Source organism: Psychrobacter sp. CAM01 (genome assembly GCF_032842965.1).
Classification (GTDB): Bacteria; Pseudomonadota; Gammaproteobacteria; order Pseudomonadales; family Moraxellaceae; genus Psychrobacter; species Psychrobacter celer.
Genome location: NZ_JAWJBL010000008.1, coordinates 801,408 through 813,470 on the forward strand (window position 1 = coordinate 801,408; position 12,063 = coordinate 813,470).

At 49.8% G+C, this 12,063-nt stretch carries 11 protein-coding genes; 9 read left to right on the forward strand and 2 right to left on the reverse strand.

What is annotated here, in order from left to right; all coding sequences use genetic code 11:
- Positions 1-99 precede the first annotated feature (99 nt).
- The 9 genes from R0I52_RS07065 (at position 100) to R0I52_RS07105 (ending at position 9,088) form a co-directional block, all read left to right on the forward strand.
- Positions 100-879: a ParA family protein gene (locus tag R0I52_RS07065; protein ID WP_198336350.1), complete on the forward strand. Its 780-nt coding sequence runs from the start codon at positions 100-102 to the stop codon at positions 877-879.
- Between the two features lie 117 nt (positions 880-996).
- On the forward strand, positions 997-2,130 hold the full coding sequence (locus R0I52_RS07070) for a ParB/RepB/Spo0J family partition protein (RefSeq protein WP_288997004.1): 1,134 nt from the start codon (positions 997-999) through the stop codon (positions 2,128-2,130).
- A gap of 51 nt (positions 2,131-2,181) precedes the next feature.
- The gene (locus R0I52_RS07075; protein WP_317053732.1) at positions 2,182-2,913 is read left to right on the forward strand and encodes a MotA/TolQ/ExbB proton channel family protein; all 732 of its coding nucleotides are present in this window, start codon (positions 2,182-2,184) and stop codon (positions 2,911-2,913) included.
- Positions 2,914-2,991: 78 nt separating this feature from the next.
- The gene (locus R0I52_RS07080) at positions 2,992-3,423 is read left to right on the forward strand and encodes a biopolymer transporter ExbD (protein ID WP_317053733.1); all 432 of its coding nucleotides are present in this window, start codon (positions 2,992-2,994) and stop codon (positions 3,421-3,423) included.
- Positions 3,424-3,543: 120 nt separating this feature from the next.
- Positions 3,544-5,331: a lipid A export permease/ATP-binding protein MsbA gene (gene msbA, locus R0I52_RS07085; protein WP_317053734.1), complete on the forward strand. Its 1,788-nt coding sequence runs from the start codon at positions 3,544-3,546 to the stop codon at positions 5,329-5,331.
- A gap of 50 nt (positions 5,332-5,381) precedes the next feature.
- A complete protein-coding gene (lpxK, locus tag R0I52_RS07090) occupies positions 5,382-6,548 on the forward strand; it encodes a tetraacyldisaccharide 4'-kinase (RefSeq protein WP_317053735.1) in 1,167 nt (388 codons plus the stop codon).
- Between the two features lie 102 nt (positions 6,549-6,650).
- Positions 6,651-7,490 carry a 3-deoxy-manno-octulosonate cytidylyltransferase gene (gene kdsB, locus R0I52_RS07095; RefSeq protein ID WP_317053736.1) on the forward strand — a complete coding sequence of 280 codons (840 nt, stop codon included), beginning with the start codon at positions 6,651-6,653 and terminating at the stop codon, positions 7,488-7,490.
- A gap of 68 nt (positions 7,491-7,558) precedes the next feature.
- On the forward strand, positions 7,559-8,677 hold the full coding sequence (locus R0I52_RS07100) for a DNA polymerase III subunit delta' (protein WP_317053737.1): 1,119 nt from the start codon (positions 7,559-7,561) through the stop codon (positions 8,675-8,677).
- A 63-nt stretch (positions 8,678-8,740) separates the two neighbouring features.
- Entirely contained in the window at positions 8,741-9,088 is a 348-nt protein-coding gene (locus R0I52_RS07105) for a PilZ domain-containing protein (RefSeq protein ID WP_100749423.1), read from the forward strand.
- Between the two features lie 122 nt (positions 9,089-9,210).
- Here R0I52_RS07105 and ppk2 read toward each other — a convergent pair whose 3' ends face one another.
- On the reverse strand, positions 9,211-10,224 hold the full coding sequence (gene ppk2, locus R0I52_RS07110) for a polyphosphate kinase 2 (RefSeq protein ID WP_317053738.1): 1,014 nt from the start codon (positions 10,222-10,224) through the stop codon (positions 9,211-9,213).
- A 239-nt stretch (positions 10,225-10,463) separates the two neighbouring features.
- Complete coding sequence (locus R0I52_RS07115) at positions 10,464-11,930, reverse strand: acetyl-CoA C-acetyltransferase (protein ID WP_317053739.1); 1,467 nt, start codon at positions 11,928-11,930, stop codon at positions 10,464-10,466.
- Positions 11,931-12,063: the final 133 nt, after the last annotated feature.

Consider the following 12,063-nt stretch of genomic DNA (forward strand, 5'->3'; position numbering starts at 1 on the left):
GCATATATTGACGAGTGTCGGGTTACAGGGTGTTGTGATTGCAAGCGTCAGTAAAAAAGAGAATAACAGTAATAGATCCTAATAAAATTGAGTGAGTGTATGGAAATCATAGCAATTGCCAATCAAAAAGGTGGCGTGGGCAAAACCACGACAGCGGTAAATTTGACCGCCAGCTTGGCTGCTAAGCGCAAGCGTGTCCTGCTGATTGACCTAGACCCACAAGGCAATGCGACCAGTGGTACAGGTGTCGATAAGAACGAGCTGTCCTTGACCATCGCTGATGTGCTGCTCGATGGCGTCTCGCTGGCTGATGCGATTGTCTCAAGTCCTGCTGGGTTTGACGTGATCGGCGCCAATCGAGATTTGGCGGGTATGGACATCACTTTGATGAACAAAACAGACAGTCATGAGCTGTTTAAAAATGCCATGGCGGCGCTGGTAGAGCAGCAAGCCGCTACCAACACACCGGCTTATGATTATGTGATTATCGATTGCGCGCCGAGTTTGAATTTATTGACAATCAATGCTTTGGTGGCAACTGACGGCGTGATTATTCCGATGCAATGTGAATACTATGCGCTAGAAGGACTGGCTGACTTGTCACAGACTATTGAGCGTTTAACTGAGCTCAATCCAAATCTCTATATACGCGGCGTCGTAAGAACCCTATATGATGCACGTAACACACTCGCGCGTGATGTCTCAGCCGAGCTTGAGGCGCATTTTGGCGATATCATGTACAAAACCCACATTCCCAGAAACATTCGTCTGGCAGAGGCACCTGCTCATGGTCTGCCGGTGATTGCGTATGAGAGGTGGTCAAAAGGGTCGCGCGCTTACCAAAAACTGGCCGCTGAAGTGATTAAGCAAAGTGCCTAAAAACGCGGCGTGGCCAGCGTTAGAGTAGATAAGCGGTAACTATCATATTTATAAGTAATGAGTAAGCCGCATTTGTAAAAAATGGGCTTTTATTTTAGTGTTAGAGGATAGGTAATCATGGCGAAAAAGAGAGGGTTGGCGGCCAATCGAGGCTTAGACGCCTTATTAGGGTCAATCAAAAAAGAAAAGCAAATTACCGCCTCTGCCTTGCAAGACGATATGGCTGCGCGTGGCAATGCTGCGCCCGTCGACACGTCAGATACCTCGCCATCAAACACGAACGCAAAAGCGCCTAGTGTCGCGACTCGCTCTGAGCGTACCGATGCTGCCAAAACCCAAACGCGCGCTCCTGATAGCAGTGGCCGAAAATCACGGGCTACAAACAAGGCAGCGGCCAAACCGCGTACCACAGGTACAGACAACAGTGCGCTTGAAGATCAAATCAGCTTAGTGCAGATCGATGTCAAACGCCTGCAAGCGGGTAAATACCAGCCGCGTCGCGATATGAGTGAAACGGCGCTGGCAGAGTTGGCATCGTCTATCGAGCAGCATGGCGTCATGCAGCCTATCGTGATTCGTCCACTACTGGCCAGTGAAGATAAGAGTGAGGACTTTGTCACGCACGAAATCATCGCAGGTGAGCGGCGCTGGCGTGCGGCCAAGATGGCAGGTAAACCAGTCATTCCAGCGATTGAACGCGCTTTGTCTGATGAGCTGGCGATTGCGTTAGCATTGATTGAAAATATCCAGCGTGAAGACTTATCCGTGATTGAACAAGCCGCTGCACTGCAGCGCTTTCATACCGAGTTTGGTATGAGCCATGCGATGATCGCTGAGGTGGTCGGTAAGGCGCGTACCACTGTGTCAAACTTGCTGCGTCTCAACCAGCTGCATGACACGGTCAAAGATCATTTGGCCAACAATGCGCTTGATATGGGGCACGCACGTACCCTGTTGGCGCTCTCTTCTGAGCAGCAGCCGATCATCGCCCAAAAGATCATCGATGGCGGCATGACGGTGCGCGAAGCTGAGAAACTGGTAAAATCTATCCTCCAGCCTGCGCCAAAAGTCAGCCGCGCTGAGCAAGTGCAATCACGTGACGTCGAGCGTCTAACCCAGCGCCTGACAGATATGCTCGGCGCTGAAGTAAAGCTTAAGCACAAAAAAGACGGGCAGGGCAGTGTCGAGATATTTTTTCATAGCCAAGACCAGCTGGCCGCTTTGATCAAACAGATAGAAGCGCAGGCTTAATAAGCGCCATCTTTATAACAACTATTTAAAAAAACATAAAAGAGAAGCAATATGTGGGAGTTGGTAAAGGCAGGTGGTTGGTTGATGACGCCGATTGTGTTGTGCTCAATTTTGGCATTGGTCATCATTATCGAGCGTAGTCATACCTTACAGTTTAACAAAATCGTTCCAAGCAGACTGCGTGAACAGCTAATCACACGCTTGCGTGAAAACGGTGATATCGGCCGCACTCAGCTGATGAACGTTAAAGAAAAAACCCCATTAGGTGATATCCTGGCGACAGGGCTGCTCTATCGCCAGTATGGGCTAGATTCGATGACCATGCACATGCAAAACCGTGCCAGTGTGCAAATTCATCAGTTAGAAAAAAACATCAACATGCTCGGCACCATCGGCGCGATTGCCCCACTACTTGGGCTATTGGGTACTGTACTGGGTATTATTTCATCGTTTTTGGCGATTACTGATGGCGCGATGCAGGACCCGACGATGCTAGCCGCGGGGGTATCACAAGCACTGATAACCACAGCTGCAGGGATGATTGTGGCTATCCCTGCGCTGGTGGCCTATCGCTATTTTCAGCGCCGTATCATTGATATCAATGCACAGTTTGAGACCCAAGCGGGTTTGATGATTCAAGAGCTATACGATTATCACCTGCTAGCAGATAGTAATCTGGCGGATATGCGTCAGTTTCCTTCTTCTGCAGTAGAGGGCGCGGCAGACCCAGCGCCTGCTATGTATGGGTTAGAGGTCAATGCTGAAGCAGCCATGACCTCATAACCTGCGTCAGTGGTTATCGATATTCTACGTTATCAGTATTCTACCAAGTGTGGTATTGAGTCAATTAAAGAGAATGGTATGCGCTTTAGAAAACCGACGGTCGAGCCCCTCGAAATCAATCTGACACCGATGATTGATTGTTTATTATTCTTAATCGTGTTTTTGTTGCTGGCTACCTCGTTCAATCATTTTAGCCGTTTAAATATCATTCTCCCTGAGGCAGAAGGGGTGGCGCTGACAGAGCAGAACAATACCATCGAAGTGGCAGTGCAAGAAGATGGTAACTACCTTGTCAATGGCATCACACTTGCGAGCAGCAATGAAGCGGAGCTGATCAGTATGCTTCAGCAAGAAGCCGGCAGCAATCGTGAGATGCTCTTTGTCATCGCGGCAGATGCCAATGCCACGCACCAATCAGTCGTGCGCGTGATGGATGTCGCTGGCAAAATGGGGTTTTTGAACCTAAATATCAGTACGGTTGTGCCGCTTGGCCAGTCGTTACCGCAATAATATATGGCGTGCTCGATGCCGCACTCATCTGTACAGCTGTAGTTCTGTGAATCTGCAGTTCTTTGAAGATGCAGTATAGATGCAGTCCATTCATGTTATGACACCCAAATTGAGGCTTTTATGAGCCAAGCTTATTCATCAAACGCTAAAAAACCGTCTGCAAAAAAACAGTCGGCTGCGCCCTCAGGTACGCCGAAATACCAGACATTGCTGCGGCTGCTACGCTATCTTAAACCGTACTGGTGGGCGTTGCTGCTGACGGTTGTAGGGTTTGCGATCAATGCGGCAACCGAGATTTGGATTGCCAAACTGCTGCAATACATCACTGATGCCATCAATCAAAATGACCAAAGTAAGCAAGATTTGTTTCCACTGCTTATTATCGGTCTGTTCTTCGTTCGCGGTGTGGGTAGCTTTTTGGGTAACTATTACTCCGCATTGGTGTCGCGCAACTTGGTGTATGAGCTGCGTGTGGAGGTGTTTAATAAGCTGCTGCGTTTGCCGAGTGCGTTTTATTTGGCCAATCCGGCAGGCACTATCTCCTCAAAGCTGATATTTGACGTCGAGCAAGTCACCGCTGCCAGTACCGACTCGATGAAAACGGTGTTGAGAGATGGTTTGACCGTGATTGGTCTGATTGGGTTTTTGCTTTATAGTAATTGGCGTTTGACCTTGATTTTGTTTGTGGTGTTGCCGCCCATATTATGGCTGATTCGCATCGCATCCAAGCGTTATCTCAAGTTATCAAAAGGCATCCAAGAAACCATGGGGGATGTCAGCCATATCACCAATGAAGTCATCGGTGGCTATCAGGTGGTCAAAAACTACGGCGGCCAAGCTTACGAAGCCGAGCGTTTTGATAAAACCTCCAAAAAGAACCTGCGCCAAGGTATGAAGGTCGTCGTGACCAACAGCATCAACACCCCAGCGGTACAGCTGTTGATGGCCATGGCGATGTCGGTGGTGGTTTGGCTGGCCCTTAGACCATCGGTGATCGATAATATCTCTGCCGGTGAGTTTATCTCGTATATCGCCGCGGCAGGACTGCTCAGTAAGCCGGTTCGATCCCTGACCGATGTCAATCAAAAACTGCAAAAAGGCATTGCCGCGGGTGAGTCCATCTTTGCGCTACTTGATGAGCCAGAAGAAAAAGACACCGGCACGGTCAGCCCAGCGTTGTCTGGGGAGATATCTCTGGACAATATCAGTTTGGTGTATCCCGATTCGACCGTAGCGCTGCGCGACTTTACGCTGGATGTGCGAGCAGGGGAGACGGTAGCCTTGGTAGGGCGCAGCGGCGCTGGTAAGTCTTCATTGGTCAATTTGTTGACGCGTACCTTGCCGACCTCCTCGGGGCAGATTACCTTGGATGGACGGCCGATTGAGGATGTCAAGCTTGAGAGTCTGCGTGCGCAGATTGCGATGGTCAATCAGCAGGTGGTGCTATTTAATACCACTGTTTTTAATAACATCGCTTATGGCAGTTTGGCCAATAAAAGCCAAGCAGAGGTAGAAAAAGCAGCCAAAGATGCGTTTGCTCATGATTTTATTATGAAGCTGCCAAATGGCTATCAAAGCGAAATCGGCGCTGAAGGTCTGCAGCTGTCAGGTGGTCAGCGTCAGCGTTTGTCTATCGCTCGGGCACTGCTAAAAGACGCACCGATCCTTATACTAGATGAGGCGACCAGCGCGCTGGACAATGAGTCAGAGTACTATATCCAGCAGGCACTTGATAACGTTATGAAAGACCGGACGACATTGGTCATTGCCCATCGATTGACGACTATTGAGTCCGCCGATCGTATCGCAGTCTTAGATGGTGGTCAGCTTGTAGAGCTGGGCACCCATGATGAGCTGATGCAAAAGCAAGGTCATTATGCCCAGATGTATGCCCGCGATTTTGAATAGCCATCGTTGCGTGCAAAGCTTCAAACCAACGAATAAGTGAGCAACCAGCCTTGAGTATTGAGACGACAGTGACGCGTGCATGGCAACGCAAAGCCGCTTGGCTATGGCTGCTGTTGCCTATTAGTTGGCTGTATGGTCTCATCATCACGCTGCGCCGTCAGGCTTATCGATGGGGGGTGTTTGCCAGCTATCGGGCGCCCATACCTGTCATGGTTATCGGTAATATCAGTGTGGGCGGTAGTGGCAAGACGCCATTGATTATTGAGTTGGTGAGCCATCTACAAGCGGTACATCGTATCAAGGTGGGGGTGATTAGTCGCGGCTATGGCGGCGACACCAGTCAAATGCCAGCACTGGTCGATGCCAGCAGCACCCCTAGCGTGGTCGGCGATGAGCCGTGTTTGATCGTCAATATGACAGGCGCACCGATGGCGGTCAGTCCCAATCGGCAGCAAGCGATCACAACGTTATTGGCCGCTCACCCAGACTTGCAACTGATCATTGCCGATGATGGCTTGCAGCATTATGCACTGCAGCGTGATATAGAGTGGATCGTCGTGGACACTGCTCGCGGTTTTGGTAATAAGCAGCTACTACCGACAGGGTTTTTACGTGAGCCATTGTCTCGGCTTAAGGGTGCTACTGTGGTGTACCATAGCAAGCAACAGACAAGTCCAGCCGCCGAGCACGCAAGCAAGCAAAAGCAGTCGAATCAGCGCCTGCTTATGTATATGCAAGCGGACAGCATGCAGCCTTTATGGACACCTGCATTGGCGAATACCCAAAAACCAAACGCTGCGAAGGCCGATATACAGACAAGCGAGCAGCAAGACCCTCTGGCAGCGCCAAAGACAGGCAGTCAAGTACATGCAGTCAGCGGCATCGGTTATCCGCAGCGTTTTTTTGAGACGCTCACAGATTTAGGCTTTGAGGTCATCGCTCATCCTTATCCAGATCACTATGAATTTACTTTGGTGGAGCTGCTACAGTATCGTCAGCATCCTATTGTCGTTACCACAAAAGACGCTGTAAAAATCAAAGCATTACTCTCAAAGGCCATGGCTGATAATGCGCTAGATGATGACTACCAAGCGCTGGTGAGTAGGCTCTGGGTATTGCCAGTCACCGCCGTGCTCTCTGATGATTGCTACCACTTATTGATAGAGCAATTACAGAGACTGGATATCGATATCAAGCCTCATCAGGCGCTAAAATAAACCAAAAAATAAAGCAGCTTTAAAAACAGTCATTATCAAAGATAGCCGTTATCAAAAACATATAAGACGGTACGTCACATCAAATCTGCTAAGGAAGTAACCATGTCTAACATTGAGCCTGCTACTGCATCTATGGCTGCTGCCAAAACTCACATTGTGATTCCTGCCCGTTTTAAGAGTACTCGACTACCTGGCAAGCCGTTGTTAGCTATTCATGGCAAGCCGATGATTTTGTGGGTCGCTGAAAAGGCGCAAGCGGCGCATTTTGCTGATGATATGTGTATCGCAACTGATGATGAGCGCATTGCTCAGGTGTGTGTGGACGCAGGGTTTGAGGTGGTGATGACCAGCCGCGAGCATGCTTCGGGTACAGATCGCTTAGCGGAAGTTGCAGCCATCAAAGGCTGGGCCGATCAGGATATCGTCATCAACATGCAAGGCGATGAGCCGCTGGTGCCGCCTTTATTATTAGAGCAAGTAAAGGATCTACTGGTCGCGGATAAAGCCAGCGTCATGGCCACCTTGTGTGAGCCGATCGATGATTACGAAACTTTTTTGCGTCCCTCGGTGGTCAAGGTCGTCAGTCAATATACCAATGCACTGCAGCGCGCGCTATATTTTAGCCGCGCGCCTATTCCTTGTGACCGTGACGTGGTATTGGCAGACGAGCCAAACAAACAAGCACCCAAAAACGCTTATCGGCATTTGGGGCTTTATGCGTACCGCGTGAGCTTACTACAGCAGTTTGTACATTGGCCACAGACCCCGCTTGAGACCTTAGAGAGCCTGGAACAACTACGCGTACTAGAAAACGGTGGTCATATAGCCATCGCGACCGCAGCGTGTCATCTGCCGGCTGGGGTCGATACCCAAGAGGATTTGGATCGCCTCAATGCAATGGCGTTCACCGACTTTCAGAGCACGAGCAGCACCACTAACTAAAATAGCCTAAGCAAAACTATCATTAAGCTTTCAAGTCATTTTATAAAGCTGGAACCATAGGTCATAAAATGGAAAATATAGGTGCATCAAAGACTGCAGATGATATTTACTTTGCGCCATTATTGCCATGGCAGCAAGCACTATGGTCGCAGCTCACTGACCGAGTCACTCGGCAGCAGTCTTTGCCGCATGCTCTACTGGCCGCAGGCATGCAGGGCATGGGCAAACGTGCTTTTGTTTGGCGTCTGGTGGCGTGGCTGTTATGCCGTGAGCGTGCAACCCATCCGCAAGGGGCGTGCGCCACGTGCGAAAGCTGTCAGTGGCTCAGATCTGGTACACATCCAAGCTTGCAGACGCTGCCACTTATCAGTATGCCAGTCAGTATTGACAATATAGAAGCTAAAGAAAAAGCCGGTAAAAAAAACACCAAGACCACAAGCAATAGCGCCTTAAAAATAAAAGTAGATGACATCCGCGCGCTACAGCCCTTTATTTATCAAGGCGGCCAAGGCCTGCGCATCTGTGTGTTAGACCATGCAGAGCAAATGACGGTCGCTGCCGCCAACGCGCTGCTCAAGACCTTGGAGGAGCCGCAAGCGCAGGTGCATTTGTTTTTGATTAGCGACAGTCCAGCCCAGCTGTTACCCACGATCAAAAGCCGCGTCCAGCAATTGGCGTTACAGACGATTGAGCCTGCAGTCGCCATGGATTATATAACGCAGGAACTTGGGGCGACGGTCAACCGTGAAACCGTGAGCCCAGCCGCGCTTCACCAGCTTATACAACTGGCTAACGGCGCGCCGCTCGCTGCGATCGCCTTGGCCAACGCCCCATGGTATAGCAAGCGTGCCTTATGGCTGACGACTTGGCTGGCGCTGCGAAGTGGCAAACGTAGTAGCGTGGCGGCTAGTGACTATTGGCAATCACAGCTTAGTATTATAGAGTTTATTCAGCTCTCTGAGCTGATGCTGCTCGACATACGCCGCGTCTGTTTAGGTCTAGCAGTACTACAGCAAGACATCAATTGGACAGCGCTTACGAGCGATCAGGCTGATGGCCGTACTCCTGACGACAGTGCTATAGAGGCATTTTTTCATCGCTTACAGCAAAGCAAAGTTGCGCTACAACAAAATGTGCAAGAAAAATTTGCCTATGATAAGCTGATGCAAGAATTGGCGCGTTTATAAACCAATATTTAAAAAGAGCGCTCACTCAAAAACATTTCACCCAATGACTAAAGGAAGCTGACTATGGCCATGCCAGGACGCGGCGGGGTCTTAACCTGCCATATTGAAGACATCGAAACGCTATATGCCAGCTACTTATCTTTTGTGACCAATGGAGCGTTATTTGTACCGTCTGATCGTCCTCAGCAGTTGGGCGATGAGGTGTTTATTGCCATCACGTTGCCAAATTCTAGCGAGCGCTTACCGATGAATGGTAAGGTAGTATGGATCAACTCTAAAACCCAAAGCGGCCGGCCAGCCGGTTTTGCGGTACAAATCGGCACCGATATCGCAGGGCAAAGAATCAAAAACGAAGTAGAGCGTTTATTGGCTGGCAAAATCGACAGTTTGCAGTCTACTTATACCATGTAGCTGACGCGTTATGGTGATGACAGGCACGCTATGCTAGGCGTCTAAAAAAGGCCGCGGTATCTTAAATGAGATACCGCGGCCTTTTTGTTTGAGACAGAGTAGGGCAGAATAATCGTAGGCTGTTAATAACGCGGCGGCACGTACATATCGTCTGGGATGGGCTCGCGGTAGTATTCATCATCGCGTTTGCGCTCTGGTAGCTCGACTTCATCACGCGGTACTTCTTTATAAGGGATTTGCTCAAGCAGATGGGCGATACAATTGAGGCGCGCGCGTTTTTTGTTATTGCCTTCTACCACCCACCACGGCGCTTCAGGAATATGAGTGCGCTCAAACATGGTTTCTTTGGCTTTGGTATAGTCCTCCCAGCGTCGCCGCGACTCCAAATCCATTGGGGAGAGCTTCCACTGCTTGAGTGGGTCATGAATACGGCTCATAAAGCGTGAATGCTGCTCGTCATCGGTGATCGAAAACCAGTATTTGACCAAGCGAATACCCGAGCGTACGAGCATGCGTTCAAACTCAGGCACTGACTGAAAGAACTCCTCATACTGAGCATCAGTACAAAACCCCATGACGCGCTCAACCCCGACGCGGTTGTACCAGCTGCGATCAAACAAGACAATCTCGCCGGCCGCTGGTAAATGAGCGACATAACGCTGAAAGTACCACTGCGACTGCTCACGCTCCGTCGGTGCGGGCAGAGCAGCGACGCGGCATACCCGTGGGTTTAGGCGCTGGGTGATGCGCTTGATCGCGCCGCCTTTGCCCGCCGAGTCGCGTCCTTCAAATATCACGACGATACGCTCGCCGCGATCGACCACCCAGTCTTGTAGCTTGATAAGCTCGCGCTGCAGGCGCACCAGCTCCTGAAAGTACAGTCGGCGATCCAGTCTTTCTTGTTCGCTCATCTCCCGCCCATCAAAACGAAAATCACGCACATAATCATCTATTTCGTTCTCTAGCTCTTCATCATAGGTGTCGATAAGGTCTTCGTGCATTTTACGGCGCAGCTCATCATCAAACACTTCCTTGTCCATACGACTGATAAAGCTGTTTTGCTCGGGTGGGCTAAGCTTTTGACGCTCTTGTGTGGTTAAGAGTTTTGGGTCAATCGCCGAAGGGGTTTTACTCATAAAAAGCTCCTGCCAAATATTATTATGATTTTGTTTGTTGTGGCCTTTACTTTAGCACATCTGGCAGGGGGACTAGGCGGTAGGTGCGTTTGATTATTGTGTGAAGTGGCTTTTGATAAGATAACGGCCATCGGTTTTATTGGCTGATTACATGTACAAAAAAGCACCCATTAATCGTGTGATTAACGGGTGCTTTAGACAACCAAAGCTATTTGTCTGCTAAACAGACAATGGCGGTATTATTTTTCTAGGATACACGTGACGCCTTGGCCACCTGCTGCACAGATAGAGATCAGAGCGCGGCCTGAGCCTTTTTGATCCAGTAGCTTAGCTGCAGTGGCTAGGATACGGCCGCCTGTCGCTGCAAATGGATGGCCTGCTGCCAATGAGGAGCCGTTTACGTTTAGCTTACTGCGATCGATGGAGCCAAGTGGCGCATCAAGACCCAGACGTTCTTGACAGAATGTCTCATCTTCCCATGCTGCAAGCGTTGAGAGTACTTGTGACGCAAACGCTTCGTGGATTTCATAAAAGTCGAAGTCTTGCAGCGTTAGGCCAGCACGCTCAAGCATACGCGGTACCGCATAGGCAGGTGCCATTAGTAAGCCTTCAGTGGTACCAGATTTGCCGATGAAATCAACAGCCGCTGTTTCTTGGTGCGCGATGTACGCCAGTGGCTTGAGGCCGTGTTCTTTTGCCCACTCATCCGTACCGAGTAGGACACAAGAGGCACCATCAGTGAGTGGGGTAGAGTTGGCCGCTGTCATGGTTGGGTTGGCGTTCTTTTTGCCAAATACTGGCTTTAGCTTGCCCAACTTTTCGAGCGTGGTGTCTGGGCGCAAGTTGTTGTCACGAGTCAAGCCTTTATATGGCGTGATAAGGTCGTCAAAGAAGCCTTCGTCATAAGCACGTGCTAGGTTTTTGTGGCTGTTAAACGCCAGCTCGTCTTGGGCTTCGCGGCTGATATTCCACTCAAGCGCGGTGATGGCTTGGTGCTCACCCATTGATAGGCCGGTACGTGGCTCACCGTTTTGCGGGGTATCGATCAAATCTTTCGGGTTTAGCCCCATTAGTGCTTTTAGGCGCTGCTTGTTGTCTTTTGCTGCACCGAGTTTGATAAGGACTTTGCGCAGACCATCACCGATAGCGATAGGCGCATCAGAGGTGGTATCGACACCGCCTGTGATGGCTGAGTCAATCAAACCAAGGGCGATTTTGTTGGCAGAGGCAAAGGTCGCTTGTAAGCCAGTACCACAGGCTTGTGAGATATCGTACGTTGGCGTATGAGGGTTTAGGGCTGTGTTTAGAGTCGCCTCACGCGTTAAGTTGATGTCGCGGCTCAGTTTCATGACCGCACCAGAGACGACTTCTCCGATGATTTCGTCTTGTAGGTTATAACGCTCGACCAAACCATCTAATGCGGCGGTTAGCATGTCCGTATTGCTGACATCAGCATAAGTGCCGTTTGAGCGGGCAAAAGGGATACGGTTGCCGCCCAAGATTGCGACGCGGTTTAGGTTTGAGGCTGGTTTGGCCTTTTTTGATTGGGTAGCAGCTGCTGTTTTGCCGACGGCTGCGGCAGTGCTCTCAGTGGTTTTTTTGCTGTCAGCGCCTTTGGTTGTAGTGTCTTTTTTGCTGCTATCGGTAGATTTTACAACAGTGCTTTCAACGACTGGACTATCAGGGTGATTGTTTTTATTACTCATAATATTATCCTTAAAGAGTATGGGTACAAAAGAAATGGGTACAAAAGAAAAAGGGTGGCTGCTGGCCATTATTTATTACTTACTATGGTCATCTATGATAAGACGTTTTTACCAGCATAATGTATGTCTTTGG

What these genes read in the sequence shown, in the direction of transcription:
- R0I52_RS07065 (WP_198336350.1), top strand. Translation starts at nt 100, where the DNA reads ATGGAAATCATAGCAATTGCCAATCAAAAAGGTGGCGTGGGCAAAACC.
- R0I52_RS07070 (WP_288997004.1), top strand. Translation starts at nt 997, where the DNA reads ATGGCGAAAAAGAGAGGGTTGGCGGCCAATCGAGGCTTAGACGCCTTA.
- R0I52_RS07075 (WP_317053732.1), top strand. Translation starts at nt 2,182, where the DNA reads ATGTGGGAGTTGGTAAAGGCAGGTGGTTGGTTGATGACGCCGATTGTG.
- R0I52_RS07080 (WP_317053733.1), top strand. Translation starts at nt 2,992, where the DNA reads ATGCGCTTTAGAAAACCGACGGTCGAGCCCCTCGAAATCAATCTGACA.
- msbA (WP_317053734.1), top strand. Translation starts at nt 3,544, where the DNA reads ATGAGCCAAGCTTATTCATCAAACGCTAAAAAACCGTCTGCAAAAAAA.
- kdsB (WP_317053736.1), top strand. Translation starts at nt 6,651, where the DNA reads ATGTCTAACATTGAGCCTGCTACTGCATCTATGGCTGCTGCCAAAACT.
- R0I52_RS07100 (WP_317053737.1), top strand. Translation starts at nt 7,559, where the DNA reads ATGGAAAATATAGGTGCATCAAAGACTGCAGATGATATTTACTTTGCG.
- R0I52_RS07105 (WP_100749423.1), top strand. Translation starts at nt 8,741, where the DNA reads ATGGCCATGCCAGGACGCGGCGGGGTCTTAACCTGCCATATTGAAGAC.
- ppk2 (WP_317053738.1), bottom strand. Translation starts at nt 10,224, where the DNA reads ATGAGTAAAACCCCTTCGGCGATTGACCCAAAACTCTTAACCACACAA.
- R0I52_RS07115 (WP_317053739.1), bottom strand. Translation starts at nt 11,930, where the DNA reads ATGAGTAATAAAAACAATCACCCTGATAGTCCAGTCGTTGAAAGCACT.